Below are 21,130 nucleotides of genomic sequence, written 5' to 3' on the forward strand. Positions count from 1 at the left end.
GTATTTTGTGCAATGTCGGCCACAACAAGGCAACGCTGCCTTACGCGGACATCGCTGTCGTGCGCCGCCACATCCACAGCCCCAATAACAGACAGCCTGCCAGCAGGACCAGCGCGAACGTCGCCACACCCGGCCAAGCACCCCGCTCCCAGAAATGACCGCCGACGGAACCAAGAAAGCTTGAACCCAGATAATACGCGAGTAGGTAAAGCGACGACGCATGGCCTTTCGCGCCCACCGCCAGACGCCCCACCCAGCCACTGGCAACCGAGTGCGCGATAAAGAAGCCGATGGTCAGCGCGACAATGCCCGCAATCATCATCGCCAGCGCTTGTGACAGTGTCAACAAGACACCCACGATGGTCAATACGATCCCTGTAACCAGCACCGGGCCACGACCATACCGGTCAGCCATGCCGCCCGCGACCGACGACGCCACGACACCAAACAGATAGGCGCTGAAAATCAGTCCAGATTCAGCGCTGTTCAAGTTGAAGGGCGGTGCGATCAGTCGAAAACCTGCGTAGTTGTAGATCGTGACAAAGGCGCCCATGACGAGGCATCCGATACCGAACACCATCGGCAACATCGGATGCGCAAGATGGCGACGCCACAGCGCCAGATGATGCGTCGGCCCCAGACCTACCTTGGATGTGAAGTTGCGAGATGGCGGCAACAGCATCACAAAGGCCACGGCGGCAATGAGATCGATGACGCCGAGCGACGCCATTGCCGTGCGCCAGGAAAACCAATCGGTCAAGACGCTCATCCCCACACGGCCCATCATGCCGCCGAACGCGGTGCCCCCGACGTACAGGCCCATCGACATCCCAAGGCCTCTTGGATCGATTTCCTCCGCGAGGTACGCCATGGCCACTGCCGGCACGCCGCCAAGGACAAAACCTTCCAGCGCGCGCCCGATCAGGATCAGGTGCCAGCTCGGCGCAAACGAAACCAGCAGGTTGCACAGCGCCGCAAGCATCAACGACCCGAACATCAATCCGCGTCGGCCGACTCGCTCGGATAGCGGTCCGGCGCACAGGATCGAGAAGGCAAGCAAACCCGTGCTCAACGACAACGCCAGCGAACTTTGCGCGGCACCGATGTGAAACTCGCCAGTCAGCACCGGCAACAGCGGCTGCACGCAATATAACAACGAGAATGTCGAGAACCCCGATAGAAACAAGGCCAGACTGATCCGCCGGTAATCGACCGAACCACGTTGAACGCCGGTCCAGACCGGAGCCGGAGGGGATGACAAGGGCGGCGTGCCGCGGAAGGTAGAAACGATCTTTGAGTGCATGGGAGTTACAGGCGTCCGCCCGGACGGTATCCACCGGGAACGTCGCGACGTCCTTTGTAAAGTTGCCGGCAAGCTCGCGGATCGCCGCAAAATCAACCTTGCAACAATGAACTTGCCACTTCGATAGTGTGCGCTGATAGCGATATACTGTCCAATATATGGAAGTCTCATCTCCCATACACAGGAGATATAGTATGGAGTTGCGGCATCTTCGATATTTCGTCGCCGTCGCGGAGGAAGCGAACTTCACCCGTGCGGCGGCGCGGCTTGGTATAGGGCAACCGCCGTTAAGCCAGCAAATCAAGCAGCTGGAGGCATTAACCGGCGTGCGCCTGTTTCATCGTGGCGCGCAAGGGGTGAGCCTGACCGAGGCTGGGCAGGCGTTCGCCCCGGAGGCTCGCGCCGCATTGAGCGCGGCAAGCCGGGCGTTGCAAGCCGCACGACGCGCTGCACAAGGGGAAATCGGCCGTTTGAGCGTGGGCTTCACCAGCTCGGCATCGTTCAACCCCGTGCTTCCGCAGGCGATCCGCCGCTTCCGGCGCGCCTTCCCCGAAGTGGTTTTATCCCTGGTCGAAGCAAACACGCAACATTTGCTTGATGACCTTCAGGAAGGTCGGCTGGATGCCGTGTTTATTCGCCCCAGTGATCAAGCAATCGACGGCTTGATGCTGCATCGATTCGCGGATGAGTCGATGAAAATCATCGTACCCTCCGACCACCATCTCGCCTGCGGCAAGCCATTGCCACTCACCGTGCTTGCCGGTGAACCTTTTGTGTTTTTTCCTCGAGCGAATGGCATATCACTGTTCGAAGAGGTATACAAAGCCTGCATCGGCGCAGGGTTTACGCCTCTTCTCGCGCAAGAGGCGCCGCAGATATCGTCGGTGGTCAATCTGGTGGCGGCGGGCCTGGGCGTCTCAATCGTCCCGGCCGCCATTGCGACCGTGCGGGTTGACGGTGTGCAGTATCTGGATATTGTCGGTCCCGCGCCCAAGGCGCGCCTGGCACTGGCGGTCCGCCATCCAGGCGACGCGGAAGATGGAAATGTCATGCCCTTGACACGTGCGTCCTGCGTAAATGCAGGGGAAGCGCTGTCACCGTTGCTACGCAATTTCCTGGCGTTACTGCCGCCGCCGCATAACGCAGGGCTTCCACCAATTGGCTGAAACCCCCGTCAGGCATGGATTTCAGCGTTTTTAGAAAGACGACGTTCATGTTCGCCGATCCGAAAATGACCGGGCGAAATAGGGGCGAGAGAGGAATGCTGCAGTGCAAGTCTTATATTAGACCCAAGACCTGTTCGGATTCTTGCTATACTCGAACCCGCTCATGGTCCTCACCCGGAAGCCCGCCCGGCACACCACCGTACGGCCTGTAAAATGCGCCAGTGGATGCGAGACGCGGGATCGGGCGACACCTTTATGTGGAAACCGAGGTAATCAGAAAAATGTCCAAGACGTCGAAGATCATTTATACCCTGACTGATGAAGCGCCCGCGCTCGCGACCTATTCGCTGCTGCCCATCATCAAGGCGTTCACGCACTCGTCGGGGATCGACGTGGAGACCCGCGACATCTCCCTGGCTGGTCGTATCGTGGCGCAATTCCCGGACATCCTGGATGCCGCGCACAAGCAAAGCGACGACCTGACCGAACTGGGCGAGCTGGCCACCACGCCGGAAGCGAACATCATCAAGTTGCCGAACATCAGCGCCTCGGTGCCGCAATTGAAGACGGCCATCAAGGAACTGCAAGCACAAGGCTACAAGTTGCCGGAATATCCAGACGAGCCCAGGAACGACGCCGAGAAAGACATCAAGGCACGTTACGACCGCGTCAAGGGCAGTGCCGTGAACCCGGTGCTACGCGAAGGTAACTCAGACCGCCGCGCACCGCTCTCCGTGAAGGCTTATGCCCGCAAGCACCCGCACAAGATGGGTGCTTGGTCGGCCGATTCGAAGTCGCACGTCTCGCATATGACGAGTGGCGATTTCTACGGCAGCGAAAAATCCGCGCTGATCGCCGAAGCCGACACGGTCCGTATCGAATGGGTTGGCAAGGACGGCACGGTCAAGGTTCTGAAGGAAAAGACCGCGGTGAAGGTGGGTGAAATCATCGATTCGGCTGTGCTAAGCAAGAACAAGCTGCGCGCTTTCATCGTCGAGCAAATCGCCGATGCGAAGAAGCAAGGCGTATTGCTGTCGCTGCACTTGAAAGCAACGATGATGAAGGTGTCCGATCCGATCATGTTCGGCCATGTCGTCTCGGAGTTTTATAAGGACGTACTGACGAAACACGCTGACGTATTGAAGCAAGCCGGCGTCAACGTCAACAACGGGATCGGTGATCTGTATGCGCACCTGTCGGATCTGCCGGCGGACAAGCGCGCCGAGATCGAAGCCGACCTGAAGGCGGTGTACGCGCAGCGTCCGCCACTGGCCATGGTCAATTCGGACAAGGGCATCACGAACCTGCATGTGCCGAGCGATGTCATCGTTGACGCATCGATGCCGGCGATGATTCGTGACTCGGGCAAGATGTGGGGGCCGGACGGTCAACTGCACGATACGAAAGCGATCATCCCAGACCGCTGCTATGCAGGCGTGTACCAGACGGTAATCGAGGACTGCAAGAAGCATGGTGCGTTCGATCCGGTAACGATGGGTAGCGTACCGAACGTCGGCTTGATGGCGCAAAAGGCGGAAGAATACGGCTCGCACGACAAGACCTTCGAAATTGCCAACGACGGTGTAGTCCGCGTGGTGACATCGAAAGGCGCCGTTCTGCTGGAACAAGCGGTGGAAGCAGGCGATCTATGGCGCATGTGCCAGGTAAAGGACGCACCCATTCAAGACTGGGTCAAGCTGGCTGTCACGCGTGCCCGCGCCAGCCAGACACCGGCCGTGTTCTGGCTGGACGAGCATCGTGCACACGACGCGCAAGTGATCAAGAAGGTGCAACAGTACCTGAAAGACCACGATACGTCGGGCCTGGAAATCAAGATCATGTCGCCGGTAGCGGCAACGCAGTTCTCGCTGGACCGCATCCGCGCCGGCAAGGACACGATCTCGGTGACCGGCAACGTGCTGCGCGACTACCTGACCGACTTGTTCCCGATCATGGAACTGGGCACCAGCGCGAAAATGCTGTCGATCGTTCCGTTGATGGCCGGTGGGGGCTTGTTCGAAACCGGCGCGGGCGGCTCGGCACCGAAGCACGTGCAGCAGTTCCTGGAAGAAGGTTTCCTCCGCTGGGATTCGCTCGGAGAATTCCTGGCGCTGGCTGCGTCGCTGGAACACCTGGGTACCGTGTATAACAAGCCGAAAGCAAATGTGCTGGCAAAGGCGCTAGACCAAGCCACCGGCAAATTCCTCGACGAGAACAAATCACCGTCGCGTAAGGTGGGCGGCCTGGACAACCGTGGGAGCCATTTCTACCTGGCGTTGTATTGGGCACAAGCACTCGCCGCGCAAACCGAAGACACGGCGCTGCAGGCAGAGTTCAAGGACATTGCCCAATCGCTGACGCGGGATGAGAAGAAGATTGTCGACGAATTGGCTGCCGCGCAAGGCAAGCCCAATGACATCGGTGGTTACTACCACCCCGACGCGGAGCGTACCGGCCAAGCCATGCGCCCGAGCGCCACGCTGAACGCGGCGCTGGCGACGCTGACGAAGTAAGCATCGCGCAACGGCAAAGGGCCGGCGGGGATTGATACCTGCCGGCCCTTTTTATTTGTCAAAGCGCGATTGTCAGTCCATGGTCAGGACGTGCCATTCCGACATTGCATCGCACGGACATGGTGTTGCTCAGGAGCGTCTCCACGCTATCCCGACATGTCAGTTCAGATAGCGGCTGCGTTCCGCAGTTCAGCCAGCAGCGCCTTGCATCACGTTTTGCGCGGCGTGCAATGTCCGGCGGAAAATAATCGATCCATACCGTCAGCGCGCCTCGTTCACCGTCGACGTCCGCGGCCCCGCCATTACCCTTTCCTGGCGCTTCAGAAGATCCAAGGCGACGTCGACAATCATGTCTTCCTGCCCCCCCACCATCTTGCGTCGGCCGAGTTCTACCAGAATGTCCACGGTCTTCAGATTGTATCGGCATGCCGCAACCTCGGCATGCCGTAAGAAGCTCGAATACACGCCCGCGTAACCCAGCGCAAGGGTCTCGCGGTCGACTCGAACGGGCCGATCCTGCAAGGGCCGTACGAGGTCGTCGGCGGCGTCCATCAGCCGATACAGATCGCAACCATGACGCCAGCCTTGACGCTCCGCGGCGGCAATGAAAACCTCGAGCGGCGCATTCCCGGCGCCAGCGCCCATGCCGGCAAGACTGGCATCGATCCGGTCGCAGCCTTCCTCTACCGCAACCAGCGAATTGGCAACGCCCAGGCTCAGGTTATGGTGTGCGTGCATGCCCGTCTGGGTTTCGGGTTGCAGCACATCCTTTAGCGCCTTGAAGCGGTCCCGGATGTCGTTCATCCCCAATGCACCGCCCGAATCGACGACGTAGACACAGGTCGCACCGTAGGACTCCATCAACTTCGCCTGCTCAGCGAGTCTTATTGGCGTGGTCATATGGCTCATCATCAGGAACCCTACCGAGTCCATGCCGAGTTCGCGCGCGTAGTCGAGATGCTGGCGCGAGACATCCGCCTCAGTGCAATGCGTCGCAACGCGTACTACCCGCGCCCCCGCATCATAAGCATTGCGCAGATCATGCGTGGTGCCGATCCCAGGGAGCAGCAACGTGGCGACCTTTGCGGTTCTGACACTTTCCGCAGCCGCGGCAATCCACTCGACATCACTATGGGCGCCAAAACCATAGTTGAAGCTCGATCCTTCCAGACCATCACCGTGCGCCACTTCGATACTGTCAACGCCCGCTTCGTCCAGGGCGGACGCTATCGCCTTCACGTGGGCAATGCTGTATTGATGCCGGATCGCATGACTGCCGTCGCGCAACGTGACATCTGAAATATAGAGTTTCTTATCGATGTTCATTGCCAAGCCTCCGCCTGTCCGCGTGCGACGCCGCTCGCCAGCCGACGGCGTGCCATCATGTCACCGCACGCCAGTGCGGCCGACGTCATGATATCGAGATTACCGGCATACGACGGCAGGTAGTGCGCTGACCCCTCCACCTCCAGAAACACGGAGGTCTTCAAGCCGCGTTGCGGTCCAAGGCCAGGTACATTGACCGCTTTATCGATGATCTCGAATTGGACCTTCTGTTTCAAGCGATAGCCCGGCACATAGGATTGCACCGACGCTACCATTGCCTCAATGCTGTCCGCGACCTTCTTCTCATTGACGAGCTCTGACAGAACGAATACCGTATCGCGCATGATCAACGGGGGTTCGGCGGGATTTAGAACGATGATGGCTTTGCCACGCGTCGCGCCGCCCAGTTTCTCGATGGCACTACGGGTGGTCTCGGTGAATTCGTCGATATTCGCACGTGTACCAGGCCCTGCTGACTTGCTGGAGATGGATGCGACGATTTCCGCATAGTGGACCTTAGCAACCCGCGAAACGGCCGCAACGATCGGGATGGTCGCTTGGCCACCACAGGTCACCATATTCATGTTTGTTGCGTCTTCCGCCTCGAGATTGATGGCGGGAATCACGTAAGGCCCAATGGCGGCAGGCGTCAGATCAATGACCTGTACCCCATGCGATTGCAGTATCTCGTCATGACGTTTGTGCGCTCCCGCCGATGTGGCATCGAACACGATATCGATCGATTTGAAAATATCGAGATTCACCAGTCCATCGATACCCTCGGACGTCGTGGCAATCCCCAGCCGCGCCGCGCGCGCGAGGCCGTCCGAGTTGGGATCGACCCCTACCATCGCCCCCATTTTCAAGTGCTTACTGTTACGCATCACCTTGATCATCAAATCGGTCCCGATATTGCCAGGTCCGATGATCGCCACTTTGACAGTCGCTCCCATACCTATCTCCGCTGTTATCCGTCGCACGGCTCACTCGGTGACATGGAAGCCGGCACTGCCCATGCCTTCCATATCAACGCCGACGTATTGGCCCGGCGCAAGCCATTCCGCGGAAGTGGCACCGCCCGCCATCACGATCCAGCCCGCTTGCAAGGGCTCGCCGGCTGCCGCCGACAGTCGCGCCGCCGCCACCAGGGATCGCAGCGGATGCCCGAGCAATGCCGCCGTCGACCCCACCTGCATCACACGGCCATCGATCTGCAACGTTAGGCCAAGGTTGCCGATATCGCGCTGCGGCGATTGCCATTTGCCAATGACGAAACCACTCGAAGACGCGTTATCCGCGATGACTTCCGACAAGGTGAATTTGAAATCCTTGTACCGCGAATCGATGATCTCCAGCGCGGGCGCAACGGCCTCCACCGCCGCAAGCGCCTCCGGACCGGTCACCTCTCCCGGCAACGATCGTTTCAGCACAAAGGCGATCTCAGGCTCGACGCGAGGATGGACGAAACGACGGAAATCGATCGCGGTGCCTTCCTCGACCTGCATTCCCGACGTCAGACGTCCCCAGATAACGTCGGACAGACCCATTTGCAGCATCTTGGCACGGCTGGTAAAGCCCATCTTGACGCCCACCCGCGTCTCGCCGCGTGCGACGCGTCTTTTGATCGATTCCGATTGGATGGCATAGGCGTCCGCCAGCGACAATTGCTCGTCGGTATCGAATTGCGCTAGCTCTCGGCCCTCGCGTGCGGCATCGTCGAGCAGCGTCGCGTACTTTTCAATGTCGACTGCTTGCTGATTCTGGCTCATGCTCTTACCTCATTGTGCGGGGAGTGCGAAAGCAGCGCGTACCGTGCCCAGCCCGTTTATGCGAGCCTCGAAAATGTCGCCAGGCATGACAGCGGCCATCGGCCCCAGCGCCCCCGACAGCACCAGATCTCCTTTCCGTAAAGGCATGTCGAAAGAAGCCATCGTGCGTGCCAGCCACACGACCGCATTGATCGGATTGCCAAGACAAGCCGCGCCTGCACCGACCGATACCGGATCGCCGCGACGCTCCAATACCATGCCGCACAGTCGCAAATCGAACTCGGACAACTTCTTCGGCGATGTGCCCAGCACGAAAGCAGAGGAAGACGCGTTATCGGCGATCGTATCGGCGATGCGGATGTTCCAGTTCTCGATCCGGCTTCCTACGATCTCAATGGCGGGCAATGCGTAGTCGATAGCGTTCAATACGTCAAGGTGACTCGGATTCGGCATGCTCAGATCGTGCCGAAGCACGAATGCGACTTCCGCTTCTACCTTTGGTTGATGCAGGACAGAAGCGGGAATCGGCTCACTGTCGCCAAAGCTCATGTCATCGAAGAGCATCCCGAAATCCGGCTGATCGACGCCCAATTGTTTCTGCACCGACGCCGATGTCAGCCCGATCTTGCAGCCGACAATACGCCGTCCCTGGGCTATACGCCGCTCCGTGTTCATTCGCTGAATGGCGTAGGCACTCGGAATATCGATGTCCGGATAGGTTTCCCGTAGCGGCGGCAGATACTCGCCGGTGCGCGCCGCCTCGGACAATGCAGACGCGGCTTTTTCTATCGAGTCCGGTGTCATCGTCCATCCTTTGTTGTGTCGTTTCTGTGGGCGTCGATGTCGTCCTTCGTCGCATCACCAACCGCCCAATGTGCGGCCGGTACCTGGGTCGCGTAGACCCGTACCGTCGATAGCGGTGCGCCAAGGGTCTCGCTTACCGTTCGCGCTACCGCCTTGATGCATTCCTTGATGCGCGCGTCATCACGTCCTTCCACCATCGAGATATGGACAATGGGCATAAGCTTCTCCTTGGTATATGAGCAGGGTCAGGCTGTGCGGATGCAGTGAGCCTGAAGACGCGCTCATTCCGTGCGCGCCAAAATCTTGAACACCGGACGCGGTCCAGACGCCTTGCCGGTAATAGGCGGCGCCGGCAAACGTGCTTCACCCGCTTCTATCTTGAAATGGTGATCGAGTGAATACCATTCCCCCTTGATGTCGGCCGAAGGCGCGGGTTCACTGCCTCCATGATGCTTGACATAGTGGCCGACCAAAGCCCGAGTGACGCCGAATTGCACGTCGGTTTCGAGATTCGGATCATCACTCGAATACACCTGGGAAAACTGCGTTTTGAATCCGGGTTTGTAGATCATGAAGTGAATATGCGCAGGCCGCATATTGTGCCGTCCCTGTGCTCGCAGCAATTCACCCACCGGGCCGGACAAGGGAATCGGATAGCCGGCAGGCTTCACGCTGCGAAAAGCGATGTGCCCGTTCGCGTCGGTGGTGAATTTCCCGCGCAGATTCATATCGGCCTGTTCTGGATCCTGGTTCTCGTAAAACCCTTCAGCAGACGTATGCCAGACATCCACTTCGGCATCCGCCACCGGCTTGCCATCCAGATCCCTTACCCAGGCATTGACGAACAACGGCGTCCCTGAGGTGTTTGAACGAACGATGGACGCACCATTGACTTCCCGCGGTGAATCCATTCTCCAGAATGGTCCCATCAAGTTCGCGGTCGTATCCGTCTGTCCATGATCCCCGTTGTTCAATAGGCAAATCAACGACGAAAGTCCAAGGGAACCGGCGATCAACACCACTTCATTATGGGAAGCCGTTGTCAATTGCCCCAGCTTCGCGATAATGCCGCAAGCCTGATGAAATTCGTGTTCAGTCAAGCGGGCGTCGCGCGCGAAATCATGCAGATGGCGAACGGCCGCGGACATGATTTCCTTGAAACGGGGATTGGATGCCCGGCGCAGTTCGTCAAGAACCGCGCGCGTCACATCCTCCTGTTTTTCGATGATCATTGCTGCCTCCCATTGACGGATGCCCCTGCCCGGCCGGTGCGACGACGCGGCCATAACCGTCTGAATTATTTTTTGCAATGATGCGCGCCGCCCTTCTGACCGTCCAATACCGTTTATCCCAATTTTGATACCATCCAGGTATCGGAATCGACGGTGGAGCAAAATGGATCTGCGACAAATGCGGTATTTCGTGGCACTGGCGGAGGAACTGCATTTTGGCCGGGCAGCGGAACGACTCCATATGGCGCAACCACCCCTGACGCGCGCAATACGTGCCTTGGAAGCGGAACTCGATACTCAGTTGTTTCAGCGTACGACCAAGGGAGCGGAGCTTACAGAAGCAGGCCAGGCGTTACTAGAAGACGTTCCCACTATCCTTGCGCTGTCCCGGCGTGCGGAAGAACACGCCAAGCTGGCGGGACAGGGATACGCGGGTCGCCTCGATGTCGGTATTTTCAGCTCTGGCATCCTCAATATCATCCCGAGGCTGTTGGCGGCATTCCATATCGAGCGACCCGAGGTCAAGATCGGTTGCCACAATATGTCGAAGGTCGAGCAACTTATCGCACTGCGCGAGCGGCGTTTGACGATCGGTTTCAATCGCCTCGTGCCGGATGAACCGGATATCGTTGTCGAAACCGTCCGCCGAGAAGCCTTTTTGGTCGCGTTGTACGAAGGACATCCCCTGTGCGAGCGGGAGACAGTAACGCTCGCCGAGCTCGATGCGCAGCCGCTGATTTTGTATCCGAACGCGCCCGTACATGGTCTCGCGCAGGAGGTAGCCGCCGCGTTTCGTGCTGAAGGCGTCCGACTGCAGGTAGAGCAGGAAGTGGAAGACGTGGTCACATGCATCGCATTGGTGGCAAGCCGCTTTGGTCTGGCGGTAACGACGCAATCGGCCGCCAATCTGCGGCTGCCGGGGGTGGTGTATCGGCCACTCGCGTCGCCCCATTTGCGCGACATCGCGTTATGCTGCCTGTACCGACGTGACGACCGGTCGGCAGCGCTTCACGCATTTTTGGCATTGATCCGCCGGATGCGCGCCAACGCGATTTCGGAATAGGCCGCACGCTGACGCTTCCACGGATGCGTTCGGCGACGATCTATTGCCAGGCGATGAGCATCGTCGTTACAGTACATTCAGCATAGACAAGGCGGTGTCACGTAGCGCTTGCAGGACACGCGCCACGGCGGCCTCCGTCGTTTCCTTGCCAATCAGCATGTTCGTGCTGAGCGCGGCAACCACCTGCCCATGTCGATCTTTCAATGGCACCGCGACGCCGCGCACGCCAACTTGCAATTGCTGCTCGATCACAGCGTAGCCATCGTGTTTGGCGTGGCGGACCTTTTCCAATAATCGGTCCTTATGTGTAATCGTATATGGCGTGAAAGGCGTCAGGATTGCCGCATCGAGCCATTGCGCTAATCCCTGCTCATCGTCCCGCGATGCGAGCAAGACCACCCCTGCCGATGTCAGCGGCGCGGGCACCCGCGCCCCTAGCACAAAGCCCGTGCTCATCACGCGGGATGTGCTGTTTCGTGCGATGAACACCAGTTCCCAGCCATCCAGCACGCTGACATAGACTGGTTCATCGATCGTCGCACTCAGTTGCTGCAGGTAAGGCTGAACCATTCTTGGCAACCTCGCCGAATCGAAGTACGACCATCCCACCCGGAGCACGCGTGGGGTCAGCTCGAATAGTTTGCCGTCGCCCCGCACATATCCCAGGTACTGCAACGTCAACAGATATCGGCGCGCGGCGGTGCGCGTCAATCCCGTGCGCGCGGCCGCTTGCGTGGGTGTCATCCGAGGATGCTCGGCATCGAACGCCTCGAGGATAGCCAATCCCTTCTCCAGCCCCGCAATCCAGTCCCGTCTGTCCAGCATCGTCGCCCCTCGTTAACCCCATTCGCATCCAATCAGTGAACGCATACGAGCGATTATCGCGCAAAAAGGGCGCGCTGTGCTTTTATGAGTGTTCTCATCGCCTTAAGCTAACGAGGTGCTTGTGCGACACCTTGACGAGGCTGTTGTGCGGCCAATTCGCATGGATAGCCTCGTCAAGATGAAATGTTCGCAACACGAGCCTGAAAATAACCAGTTATCGCGTTTTGACGGGCCGAAGCGATTGCAATTTGTATCGCGACATGGTGTGATCGCAGCCCTTGATCCCACCATCGGTCCCGCCTGACAGCATGGCATGCTCCGCACCGCTGCCGATAACGATGACCAACGACTTATCGAGACCATCATGACCAGCGCCCTCCGTAGCCCAACACAACAACATGCCGATGCCATGTCGCTCGCCCCCGCGCGTGCGCGCAAAGCCGCGCTCGGCAGCTTCGTCGGTGCGGTCGTCGACTGGTACGACTTCCTGTTGTACGGGATTGTCGCCGCGCTCATCTTCAACGCGGAGTTTTTCCCAAAAATCAGTCCTGCAATGGGCACGCTCGCGGCATTCGGCACCTTTGGCGTGGGCTTTCTGTTCCGCCCGCTGGGTGGTTTCGTATTTGGTCACTACGGCGACAAGCTGGGCCGCAAGCGGATGCTCGTCCTGACCGTCACGCTAATGGGTCTGTCCACCGCGCTGATCGGCCTGCTCCCGACGTATGCCAGCATCGGTTGGTGGGCGCCCGTGTCGTTGATCGTCCTCCGCGCCATTCAGGGGTTTGCCGTTGGCGGCGAATGGGGCGGTGCCGCATTACTTGCCGTTGAATCTGCGCCGGAAAAACGCAAGGCGTTCTATAGCTGCGGTGTGCAGGTGGGATATGGCGTCGGTCTCGTGCTTGCCACCGGAATTGTGTCGATACTGAATACAACGCTCGATAACGACGCCTTCCGTATATGGGGCTGGCGCCTGCCCTTCCTCTTCAGCGTTGTACTAGTGGCTATCGGCTTGTGGATCCGGACGACCATGGATGAGTCGCAAGCCTTCGAAAAAGACGTGGTGACGCAATCCAAGCAACCGGCAAGGTTACCGATCTTCGAAGCCTTGCGCGAAAATCCGAAGGCCTTCCTGCTGATCATCGCATTGCGGCTCGCGGAATTGTTCACGATGTATATCGTGACCGCATTCGCGCTCAGCTACTCGACGTCGAATCTCGGCATGCCCCGCCAGTTCTTCCTTAATATCGGCCTCGCAGTTGGGGCGATCAGCATTGTCACGATCCCTGTTTTCGCCTGGGCCGCGGATCGGTATGGACGCCGCCAGGTGTACATGTTGGGCGCATTGGTTGGCGCACTAAGCGCGATTCCATTCTTTCTGGCGCTGGATGCACGCTCAACAGTCTGGATCGTGGTTTGTGCCGTGTTATTGGCAAATGTTGCCCATGACATGGTCGTATCAGTGCAGCAACCTTTGTTCACTGAACTCTTCGGTACCCGCTTCCGCTATAGCGGCGCGGGTGTCGGATATCAGGTCGCAAGCGTGGTCGGCGGGGGTTTCACCCCCTTCATTGCAGTCGGACTAGTCGGTATGGCCGGCGGTAGTTGGCACCCAGTAGCGGGTTATCTACTGGCGGGTTGTATTATTTCGTTTTTCGTATCCTGGAAGATGAAGACACGATGACCCGCGCAGGCGTGACGTCACTTTGATTTCTTGAACATCGCACGGCAGGCAGGCGTAAGTTGATTACGCTTCTTCTGCAAGCAGGCAGCGATCTTCTCCTTATTCGGGATTTCATCGGAACAGAGCTTCATGGCATCGCCCCTGCAGGCTTTTGCCTGTTCCTCTTCCGTCGCGGCGTGCGCCGAATTCATGTACGCCGCGGCCACTACCGGCAGCAACAGACATGCCGTCATCCTGCATATCGGCACGGCACCTGATCGGGAATACGCGCGCTGATGCAGCACGTCGCTCGCATTCTCGTTCAACGGGCGAAGCTGGATGCATGCGCTTGACACATCACGGCTGGCGGAAGAAAGACGGGGGGAAAAGCAGCGGGGAATGGCACGAAGGATGGCACGCATGGAAGCAGTCTCTCTGTTATCTCGTCGCTGATGGAGCCGCCCACGTCGGCACGCAAATGCGCGAGACGAGGTCACCCCACAGTAAGCAAGCCGGGTTGGCTCTACTGTACTGAGCAACTTCCGTGCCGTTTTACACGTTACCCTTCGACGCTTTCAAACCAAGTGGCCGCTTAAAACGCGACAACGGCAAAATCAGCTTTCCCTACATCACATAGCGGGCACCGCCAGTCGTCGGGAATATCCTCGAAGCGCGTACCGGGTGCAATCCCTTCCTCGGGCAAGCCCGCTTCTTCATCATAAATCCAGCCGCAGATCACACAGACCCATTGTTTGAATGCGACGTCTTCGTTATGCCGCACATCAGGCGAGTCAAGTGTCCCAGCAACGGCGGCAGTTGTTGCGCTGGCGGAAGCCGCAAGCAACATGGCCCCTGCTGCCGCAGCGTGCGTCGTAGCAGCAGGGTGCCCACCGGAGTCCCCTTCCCTGCGCGGGGGGGTTCTTGATATTGCTACTTTGCTTTGCACCGTATCGGCATGATTGTCGTGTTCGCCCAAACTCAATACGAAGGGCGCACTGATGTCTTCCTTGACTAGACGCTGCCGCAATCGATCCAGAAGTGCGCGCGCCTCATCAGGTGTCAACGTCAACGCATACGTGGGTATCGCTGAGCGCGCTGTATTGTCATGCGATACGGGCGAGGTCGACCCCTCGCTGTTAGCCTGCAACGTTCCGGTACGCACCATCCGCTTTCCCGGAAATTGCAGTTCGAGTACGACGCCTTTCTTGTACATGAATGATCCGGCGTCACTTTAATATATCGGCCAGATAGGCACACAGCGCTGCGGCACCAGAACCGGCAATACCGACCAGCATCAGGACTTGAATCAACGAAAGGGAACGCGATGATTTTGTGTGAGTGGAGGTCGCCTGCATGGTGTCAACTGTCGTTTAAGGTCGTCATTACCGTCCGACGATTGCCAGAATATATGCCTGGCAACCACCGGTAAGGTCTGCAACCTGTGGAAAAATGTCCCGCACATCGAACGGTAGTAGCGGAGTCAAGGTATGTCAACGTACCGGACTGACTGACTTGATCCACATCATTCGATGTGGCTACCGCACCCGTGGTACAGCGGGCGGGGTGCTGGATTTCGCGTCGCAGTCTAAAAGGAATTCGCGCTTCGTGAAACCCCTCGATCGAGATTCTTTATCTCGACAAGTGCCACGGCGGCAGAAAATACAACGCTTTTTTCCACCCATACGTCATGAACAGGTCAACATTGTAGCGAACGGAAAAGCGTAAACCCTAATTACGATTGATCAACGCGCGATTCGCGCGATTATCGGACAATCGTTGAGAGGTCCACAGCGCCCCTGCAGCACATCGGACTATGCTGTGGACACCATGAAGCGCGTCCGCTTTCTTGTCCCGCTAACCGACGGTAGTTTCCCCGAAGACCTACTCGTCTGCGGACCTGGCTTGTCCCTCGTGCGAGCGAACAAAACGAGGACGGCGAGCCAGTTGATCGACTTGATAAAAGCAAATCGGACGCGCGTTTTTTTGAGAGGGGCCGTGATGACGACCAACACCGACTGGACAAACCTGAATCATGACACCGAGGCGGTGCTGCGTGATCTCTCGAATCCGTTTTTCATCAATACGATCCTGCTGGGCGGCCCCACCACGGACAAACTCGCGGCGGCGAAAGCGGCCGGCTTCGCCCAAGTGGAATTGTGGCGCCAGGACGTAGAGGCTTATGACGCTGGCGCGCAAGCACTGGGGCAGCATATGCGCCAAATCGGATTGGGATTAACCGATCATCAGGTTTTGCTCGACTTCGACGGCGCGCCCGACGAGATCCGCGATGCCAAGCGGCAGGAAGCGATCGCGTTGCTGGACCGGGCCACGGCGCTTGGTGCCGATACAGTGCTCACACCCGCGTGCACGCACAAGGACTGCGTGGCCGAGCGCGTCGTGGACGACCTTCGGTGGCTGGCCCGTGAAGCTGCATCGCGTGGCTTGCGGGTGGCGTATGAAGGGATGGCGTGGAGCACACTGACCTACACCGTACCGGCCGCATGGGCAACGATTCAGGCGGTAGGCGAGCCGAATATGGGGTTGGTCGTTGATGCCTTCCATATGTTCTCGCGAGGACGTGATGTGAGGGACCTTCAAGGCATTCCAATGGATCGGATTTTCCTGTTGCAGCTCTCCGATATCATGGAAGAAATCGATCTCCCGAATATTATCCAGATTGCACGGCATCGCCGCTTGCTTCCGGGGCAGGGACGCTTCCCGGTAGTAGACCTGGTCGCAACGATGCTTGAATCGGGCTACAAAGGCCCGATAGGACTGGAAGTATTCAATGACGCGATGAAAGCACGGGATCCAATGGAGGTGGCGCGTGAAGCCATGTCGGCGCTGCGTCGCACCGTGGCAAAATCCATCACCGAGGCGACGGCGCACGTCTCTCACTGAAGCACGCTGAGGCATATCGCATCCGGCACGTGCAATATTACGCGCTCATAGGCAGGGCTGGCATGATAGTCGATGGTCACGCCGCAATAATGTGGTTATTCACCCCACGCTGATTTGTCGATGAATACAGCTGCGGAGACTTTCGCTATGATGAAGACGCCACGTTCCAAGCCTGCCGAGCCATCCCATGCGTCCGCCGCCCTATCGCCATGCCTTACCTAAAATAATTGCCTGGCTCGCATTGCGCGTTGTAGTGGGGTTCGCAATGCTGCCGCTCACCGTGTCGGCTGAATCCGGAACAACTGCATCGGAATCCCATAAAAAGGACGCTGCGCAAGATCCCACGTTGTCGACAGCGCTTCAGGACTATGCGCAGAGCAACTATCCGGTGGCACTACGTGAGTTTCGCGAGGCGGCGCGACGTGGCAATCGCATCGCGCAATTCGACTACGCGATGATGTTACTCAATGGCGAAGGCACTGAGCCGAATCTGCCTGAAGCGTTGCAGTGGCTGCGCAAAGCCGCCGATGCCAATATGACACACGCCCAGTACATTTACGCGAAGATCTTCAACGATGGGCAACTGGTGCCATCGGACCCGACACTCGCGCACCGATGGTTCTTGCGCGCCGCACGCCACGGTCACGTTGGCGCGGAAATCGCACTGGCGACGCAGTTCATGGACGGCCGCGGTACGCCGCGTGACTATCACGCCGCGTTTACCTGGTATCTGCGCGCGGCACGCAAGGGCGACGGGACATCACAATATATCGTCGCCAGCTTTTATGAGAAAGGCGGTGACGGCGTCAAGGTCGACCTGGTATCGGCGCAGCTGTGGTATGCGCTGGCCGCCGCGCAAGGCGACCCTGCCGCTATCGGCAAGTATGCGGAAGTATCGGAGCGCTTGAAGGCAGAGGGGCATCATGCCACAGACGGTACCACCGCAGCGCCGCGGCGCACCCCGCCAAGTACGCCGTACGTGCCCCATCCCGCGCCTGCCGGAGCACCGTCCGAGCCTGTTCCCTCCGCGGTTTGACTGCCCTGACGGCCCCGCTGACGTGCCGCTGCGCGGGTTAACCCACCTGACCGCAAACGTCGCGATTTCGTAAGCTGACACCTCTAATGTTCGCTCAATGAAATGCTGTTCGATAGTCGAACAGTCCGGGGAAGCCAATGTCATCTCATATACAACCATCCGTCGATGTACAGCAGTTCATCGATCAACAGCCGCTGTCGGCAAGACAGTGGTTGATCTTTGCAATGTGCTTTTTGGTCGTGCTACTCGACGGCTTCGACACAGCGGCTATAGGCTTCATTGCACCATCGTTGTTAGGCGAATGGGGCGTTGCCCGTGCCGCCCTATCCCCGGTGCTAAGCGCCGCACTGTTCGGCCTTGCCTGTGGTGCATTATTCGCGGGACCGCTCTCGGATCGCCTGGGCCGTCGCGCCCTCCTGTCCGGTGCCGTCGCCATTTTTGGGATAGCGTGCCTGATATCGTCGCAGGCGGGTAATCTTATCGAACTGACCGCGCTGCGCTTCGTGACCGGCATCGGTCTCGGCGCCGCCATGCCGACCGCAGCAACGATAATGAATGAATATTGCCCTCGGCAGAAGCGCGCGACGCTCGTCAATCTGATGTTCTGCGGCTTTCCTTTAGGCGCCGCGTTCGGAGGTTTCCTCGCCGCGTGGATGATCCCGCATTTCGGTTGGCGCAGCGTGCTGATCCTGGGCGGCGTTACCCCATTGCTGCTATTGATCGTACTATTGGCGGCGCTGCCTGAATCGGTCCGTTATCTGATTGCCAGCCTTCAAGACAATGCACTGATTAGACGGACCTTGGCACGTGTCTGGCCTCACGCTGCGGTTTCCCTCGATCCAACGGCGACATTCACTTTAACGGAAACGACAAGCGACAATGCCAGAAGCAACGCGGAAGGTCATCGTGGTCTGCGACTGGTGCTATCGCGGCCTTATCTGCTTGGCACGTTGATGCTGTGGATTGCCTACTTCATGGGCTTGGTCATCTTCTATGCTTCCATCAACTGGATGCCCATCCTGCTGCGCGAAGGCGGCGTCGCACCTGCCCATGCCGCGTTGATATCCGCGCTGTTCCCGCTGGGCGGCGTGGGTGCGGTGTTATGCGGTTATCTGATGGATCGCTTCAACGCAGATAGAATCATTGCACTCTGCTATGCACTCACGGCCGTCAGTATGGTAGCGGTGGGACAGGCCTTAGGGCATGTCGGTTTACTGGTACTCGTCGTGTTTTGCGCGGGCGTGCTGATGAATACGGCGCAATCGTCGCTGCCTGCGCTTGCCGCCGCGTTCTACCCCACGCAGGGTCGTGGTACAGGCGTCTCGTGGATGCTCGGCATAGGGCGATTTGGCGGCATCGCGGGATCGTTTCTGGTTGCCGAACTCGGCCGTCGGCACTTTACGTTCGGCGGAGTTTTTGCGACGGTGGCATTAGCAGGCGTCGTTGCCTGCGTGGCGCTGCTCGTAAAGCATCGCGGACGCACGGTGCATCCGATTGATCCGTTGCGCCCTGCATCGGTGAACGGATAAGTCGGTTGCAAGACCACACGCGCCCTAGAAGTCGCACTCCGACGTCGCCACGGCGCGCAAGGCTTCTGGCTGGCATAGTGCATCGATCTTGCGACGTGCCGATTGCGCCTCAGCCAGAGACACTTGCTTGAATCGGATCGTCTCGTTCGGGCGCGCCTGGCCCAGGCGCCATAGATCGGCCTTCGGCACCGTGAACGGCACGATGAAACCGCCCGCAGTAGGCGAATCCTGCACGAACACGATGGGGGTCTGCCCTGCTATGCTGATGCCACCCAATGGATAGCCGTGATCGAGAATGTTCGACGGATCGGTGCCGTGCTCGGGGCGCTTGTCATACGCACATGGCGCAAAGGTAAACGCCGGCCCCTTGAGGCGGATTCCCGTGCGATTACTTTGCGGGAGCACCGTCCAATCGCTGTCGTAAAATCGCGCGATGCCGGCTGCGTCAAGCCAAGCGTCGTTGGGGCCGAGCAACGCGGCAATGCGATCGTCGGACCTGTCTCGATCAGCCGCATCGATCGGTGGTCGTGCGGCCTGGGGAACCGTGTAGCAAAGGGAAGCGTTCGCTGAAAGAGGGGTATCGTCACCTTTCGCGCCTATCGCAACAGTATCGCCCTTTTTAAGCGCACCGACCGATGGGCCACCGATACCGGCCATATGAAAGGTAGCACTTGATCCAAGGATTGTCGGACTAACGACGCCACCCGATATCGCTATATAGCCGCGCGCGCCTGTTTTAGCGCCGGCGCAGACGAGCGTCTGCCCAGCTCGCACCGGAAGTGTCTGCCAAAGCGGCACGACGACGTCATCCAGCTTTGCCACGACATCGGCGCCCGACAACGCAATGCGCACATCAACCAGGAAGCGAATCGTAGGACCCACAAACTGCCATTCCAAAGCCGGGGCGTCACGGTGGTTTCCAACCAGAAGATTCGACAGACGAAAAGACCATGCATCGGCGGGCCCCGAACACGGAAACCCGCGCTCGAGAAAACCGATACGTCCCGGAAGCGACTGGACCGTGGTCTCCAGACCCGGCTTGAGCACCTCAAACATGGACAGTCTCCTGCAAAGGTCCTGTACCGTCTGATGCGGTTACCGGGTCGAGCGATTGCAGCCACGCGCGATAACGCGGCACCGAGAACGTCTGGTAGTCCACCATCTGATGCACGTAACTGCCATCGGCTACCCTCGCTTCAATGTCGTCATACTCTTCCCGATCAATCGGTACGAAACGAACGCGATCACCGGGCTGAAACAAGGCGACACTCTCCTTGAACGCGGCGAGGCGTTGCTCTCTGTCCCACACGGGTATGGGGGTGCGTGCGAAGATTTGATACCCCCCTGGTGTGGGATCGGGATAGATACACGACAGCCCCCCACCAACACCAATCGTCCCCTTTGGCGTCCAGGTCCGTGGCGGGTTGTACTTGGGTGCATTCAAGCGGCATCGCGGGTCCAGTGGCAACAACGAACAGAGACCCGGCCAGAACCCAAGCGCTGCCGCCCAATATTCGGTGCCTGAATGCAGTCGCTTCAATTCCGCGATATCTTTCAGCCCGTTCTCGCTGACCAGAAGTAACGGATCTGGTACCTTTTCCGTATGCTGACGACAATAAGCCTCGACGCACTCCGTTGTCCACGGGTCGAAATACAGGGTCGGTACATAGAAAAGGCGACTCGGCATTTCATCATTGGCATCGTCGCCACTTGCCTCGGCACACTGACGAATCTCATCTACAAGACGCTCGTAGGTAACGCGATCCGGATCGTACGACACCAACATCGATGCCAGTTCCGGAACAAGTTCAACGATACCGTCGATTCCTGCCGCGCGAATCGACGCAGTCAGCGAATGCACCCGGACATTGACGTCGAAACTCATCTCGTCGCCTAATTCGACTTCTATAAAGGAATCGCCCGCCGGCCGAAAACGCGGTTGCGTGTAGAACATCGATAACCTCTGTGACTAAAGCAGATTAAAGACGACATTTTCAGGACAC

The 21,130-nt window shown here is 58.6% G+C and carries 19 protein-coding genes; 7 read left to right on the forward strand and 12 right to left on the reverse strand.

Going from position 1 to position 21,130, the window contains the following annotated elements; translation table 11 throughout:
• Positions 1 to 40: 40 nt before the first annotated feature.
• On the reverse strand, positions 41 to 1,303 hold the full coding sequence (locus SJQ66_RS01195) for an MFS transporter (protein WP_024903745.1): 1,263 nt from the start codon (positions 1,301 to 1,303) through the stop codon (positions 41 to 43).
• 194 nt (positions 1,304 to 1,497) lie between these two features.
• Here SJQ66_RS01195 and SJQ66_RS01200 point away from each other — a divergent pair, with 194 nt between their 5' ends.
• Positions 1,498 to 2,469: a LysR family transcriptional regulator gene (locus SJQ66_RS01200; RefSeq protein WP_024903744.1), complete on the forward strand. Its 972-nt coding sequence runs from the start codon at positions 1,498 to 1,500 to the stop codon at positions 2,467 to 2,469.
• 281 nt (positions 2,470 to 2,750) lie between these two features.
• Positions 2,751 to 4,982 carry an NADP-dependent isocitrate dehydrogenase gene (locus SJQ66_RS01205; RefSeq protein ID WP_024903743.1) on the forward strand — a complete coding sequence of 744 codons (2,232 nt, stop codon included), beginning with the start codon at positions 2,751 to 2,753 and terminating at the stop codon, positions 4,980 to 4,982.
• 261 nt (positions 4,983 to 5,243) lie between these two features.
• Here SJQ66_RS01205 and dmpG read toward each other — a convergent pair whose 3' ends face one another.
• The 6 genes from dmpG to SJQ66_RS01235 form a co-directional block, all read right to left on the reverse strand.
• Positions 5,244 to 6,308: a 4-hydroxy-2-oxovalerate aldolase gene (dmpG, locus tag SJQ66_RS01210; protein ID WP_024903742.1), complete on the reverse strand. Its 1,065-nt coding sequence runs from the start codon at positions 6,306 to 6,308 to the stop codon at positions 5,244 to 5,246.
• Positions 6,305 to 7,261, reverse strand: coding sequence for an acetaldehyde dehydrogenase (acetylating) (locus SJQ66_RS01215; RefSeq protein WP_024903741.1), 957 nt, complete (start codon positions 7,259 to 7,261; stop codon positions 6,305 to 6,307). The genes dmpG and SJQ66_RS01215 overlap by 4 nt, the downstream gene beginning before the upstream one ends.
• A 30-nt stretch (positions 7,262 to 7,291) precedes the next feature.
• Positions 7,292 to 8,077 (reverse strand): 2-keto-4-pentenoate hydratase, encoded by a 786-nt coding sequence (locus SJQ66_RS01220; protein WP_024903740.1) that lies wholly within the window; start codon positions 8,075 to 8,077, stop codon positions 7,292 to 7,294.
• A gap of 9 nt (positions 8,078 to 8,086) precedes the next feature.
• Entirely contained in the window at positions 8,087 to 8,881 is a 795-nt protein-coding gene (locus SJQ66_RS01225) for a 2-keto-4-pentenoate hydratase (protein WP_320533768.1), read from the reverse strand.
• Positions 8,878 to 9,099, reverse strand: a complete 222-nt coding sequence (locus SJQ66_RS01230; RefSeq protein WP_024903738.1) for a tautomerase family protein — start codon at positions 9,097 to 9,099, stop codon at positions 8,878 to 8,880. The genes SJQ66_RS01225 and SJQ66_RS01230 overlap by 4 nt, the downstream gene beginning before the upstream one ends.
• Before the next feature lie 63 nt (positions 9,100 to 9,162).
• Positions 9,163 to 10,113, reverse strand: coding sequence for a dioxygenase family protein (locus tag SJQ66_RS01235; protein ID WP_024903737.1), 951 nt, complete (start codon positions 10,111 to 10,113; stop codon positions 9,163 to 9,165).
• Between the two features lie 163 nt (positions 10,114 to 10,276).
• On the opposite strand from SJQ66_RS01235, the gene SJQ66_RS01240 reads away from it, so the two are divergent.
• The gene (locus SJQ66_RS01240) at positions 10,277 to 11,176 is read left to right on the forward strand and encodes a LysR family transcriptional regulator (RefSeq protein ID WP_024903736.1); all 900 of its coding nucleotides are present in this window, start codon (positions 10,277 to 10,279) and stop codon (positions 11,174 to 11,176) included.
• A 66-nt stretch (positions 11,177 to 11,242) separates the two neighbouring features.
• On the opposite strand, the gene SJQ66_RS01245 is transcribed toward SJQ66_RS01240, so the two are convergent.
• Positions 11,243 to 12,001 (reverse strand): IclR family transcriptional regulator domain-containing protein, encoded by a 759-nt coding sequence (locus tag SJQ66_RS01245; protein ID WP_046153746.1) that lies wholly within the window; start codon positions 11,999 to 12,001, stop codon positions 11,243 to 11,245.
• 364 nt (positions 12,002 to 12,365) lie between these two features.
• Here SJQ66_RS01245 and shiA point away from each other — a divergent pair, with 364 nt between their 5' ends.
• Positions 12,366 to 13,682, forward strand: coding sequence for a shikimate transporter (shiA, locus tag SJQ66_RS01250; RefSeq protein WP_320533769.1), 1,317 nt, complete (start codon positions 12,366 to 12,368; stop codon positions 13,680 to 13,682).
• A gap of 17 nt (positions 13,683 to 13,699) precedes the next feature.
• Here shiA and SJQ66_RS01255 read toward each other — a convergent pair whose 3' ends face one another.
• The gene (locus tag SJQ66_RS01255; protein ID WP_320533770.1) at positions 13,700 to 14,083 is read right to left on the reverse strand and encodes a hypothetical protein; all 384 of its coding nucleotides are present in this window, start codon (positions 14,081 to 14,083) and stop codon (positions 13,700 to 13,702) included.
• 170 nt (positions 14,084 to 14,253) lie between these two features.
• Positions 14,254 to 14,874, reverse strand: coding sequence for a rubredoxin (locus SJQ66_RS29540; RefSeq protein ID WP_407691462.1), 621 nt, complete (start codon positions 14,872 to 14,874; stop codon positions 14,254 to 14,256).
• Positions 14,875 to 15,659: 785 nt separating this feature from the next.
• Here SJQ66_RS29540 and SJQ66_RS01265 point away from each other — a divergent pair.
• The 3 genes from SJQ66_RS01265 to SJQ66_RS01275 all read left to right on the forward strand — a co-directional run bounded on the left by SJQ66_RS01265 (position 15,660) and on the right by SJQ66_RS01275 (position 19,127).
• On the forward strand, positions 15,660 to 16,562 hold the full coding sequence (locus tag SJQ66_RS01265; protein WP_046153748.1) for a sugar phosphate isomerase/epimerase family protein: 903 nt from the start codon (positions 15,660 to 15,662) through the stop codon (positions 16,560 to 16,562).
• Positions 16,563 to 16,749: 187 nt separating this feature from the next.
• Positions 16,750 to 17,598: a tetratricopeptide repeat protein gene (locus SJQ66_RS01270; RefSeq protein ID WP_320533771.1), complete on the forward strand. Its 849-nt coding sequence runs from the start codon at positions 16,750 to 16,752 to the stop codon at positions 17,596 to 17,598.
• A 137-nt stretch (positions 17,599 to 17,735) separates the two neighbouring features.
• Positions 17,736 to 19,127, forward strand: coding sequence for an MFS transporter (locus SJQ66_RS01275; protein ID WP_024903730.1), 1,392 nt, complete (start codon positions 17,736 to 17,738; stop codon positions 19,125 to 19,127).
• 24 nt (positions 19,128 to 19,151) lie between these two features.
• On the opposite strand, the gene SJQ66_RS01280 is transcribed toward SJQ66_RS01275, so the two are convergent.
• Both SJQ66_RS01280 and SJQ66_RS01285 read right to left on the reverse strand, forming a co-directional pair.
• Entirely contained in the window at positions 19,152 to 20,183 is a 1,032-nt protein-coding gene (locus SJQ66_RS01280; protein WP_024903729.1) for a 5-oxoprolinase subunit C family protein, read from the reverse strand.
• Entirely contained in the window at positions 20,176 to 21,081 is a 906-nt protein-coding gene (locus SJQ66_RS01285) for a 5-oxoprolinase subunit B family protein (protein WP_024903728.1), read from the reverse strand. Before SJQ66_RS01285 ends, SJQ66_RS01280 begins: the two co-directional genes overlap by 8 nt.
• Positions 21,082 to 21,130: the final 49 nt, after the last annotated feature.

It is taken from the genome of Robbsia andropogonis (genome assembly GCF_034047095.1).
Lineage (GTDB): Bacteria > Pseudomonadota > Gammaproteobacteria > Burkholderiales > Burkholderiaceae > Robbsia > Robbsia andropogonis.

Excerpts from the sequence above, each read along its gene's own strand:
- SJQ66_RS01245 (WP_046153746.1), bottom strand. The coding sequence starts at position 12,001 with ATGCTGGACAGACGGGACTGGATTGCGGGGCTGGAGAAGGGATTGGCT.
- SJQ66_RS01200 (WP_024903744.1), top strand. The coding sequence starts at position 1,498 with ATGGAGTTGCGGCATCTTCGATATTTCGTCGCCGTCGCGGAGGAAGCG.
- SJQ66_RS01270 (WP_320533771.1), top strand. The coding sequence starts at position 16,750 with ATGCGTCCGCCGCCCTATCGCCATGCCTTACCTAAAATAATTGCCTGG.
- SJQ66_RS01265 (WP_046153748.1), top strand. The coding sequence starts at position 15,660 with ATGACGACCAACACCGACTGGACAAACCTGAATCATGACACCGAGGCG.
- SJQ66_RS01215 (WP_024903741.1), bottom strand. The coding sequence starts at position 7,261 with ATGGGAGCGACTGTCAAAGTGGCGATCATCGGACCTGGCAATATCGGG.
- SJQ66_RS01235 (WP_024903737.1), bottom strand. The coding sequence starts at position 10,113 with ATGATCATCGAAAAACAGGAGGATGTGACGCGCGCGGTTCTTGACGAA.
- SJQ66_RS01280 (WP_024903729.1), bottom strand. The coding sequence starts at position 20,183 with ATGTTTGAGGTGCTCAAGCCGGGTCTGGAGACCACGGTCCAGTCGCTT.
- SJQ66_RS01205 (WP_024903743.1), top strand. The coding sequence starts at position 2,751 with ATGTCCAAGACGTCGAAGATCATTTATACCCTGACTGATGAAGCGCCC.
- SJQ66_RS01255 (WP_320533770.1), bottom strand. The coding sequence starts at position 14,083 with ATGCGTGCCATCCTTCGTGCCATTCCCCGCTGCTTTTCCCCCCGTCTT.
- SJQ66_RS01225 (WP_320533768.1), bottom strand. The coding sequence starts at position 8,881 with ATGACACCGGACTCGATAGAAAAAGCCGCGTCTGCATTGTCCGAGGCG.
- dmpG (WP_024903742.1), bottom strand. The coding sequence starts at position 6,308 with ATGAACATCGATAAGAAACTCTATATTTCAGATGTCACGTTGCGCGAC.
- shiA (WP_320533769.1), top strand. The coding sequence starts at position 12,366 with ATGACCAGCGCCCTCCGTAGCCCAACACAACAACATGCCGATGCCATG.
- SJQ66_RS01240 (WP_024903736.1), top strand. The coding sequence starts at position 10,277 with ATGGATCTGCGACAAATGCGGTATTTCGTGGCACTGGCGGAGGAACTG.
- SJQ66_RS01275 (WP_024903730.1), top strand. The coding sequence starts at position 17,736 with ATGTCATCTCATATACAACCATCCGTCGATGTACAGCAGTTCATCGAT.
- SJQ66_RS01195 (WP_024903745.1), bottom strand. The coding sequence starts at position 1,303 with ATGCACTCAAAGATCGTTTCTACCTTCCGCGGCACGCCGCCCTTGTCA.
- SJQ66_RS01230 (WP_024903738.1), bottom strand. The coding sequence starts at position 9,099 with ATGCCCATTGTCCATATCTCGATGGTGGAAGGACGTGATGACGCGCGC.
- SJQ66_RS01285 (WP_024903728.1), bottom strand. The coding sequence starts at position 21,081 with ATGTTCTACACGCAACCGCGTTTTCGGCCGGCGGGCGATTCCTTTATA.
- SJQ66_RS29540 (WP_407691462.1), bottom strand. The coding sequence starts at position 14,874 with ATGTACAAGAAAGGCGTCGTACTCGAACTGCAATTTCCGGGAAAGCGG.
- SJQ66_RS01220 (WP_024903740.1), bottom strand. The coding sequence starts at position 8,077 with ATGAGCCAGAATCAGCAAGCAGTCGACATTGAAAAGTACGCGACGCTG.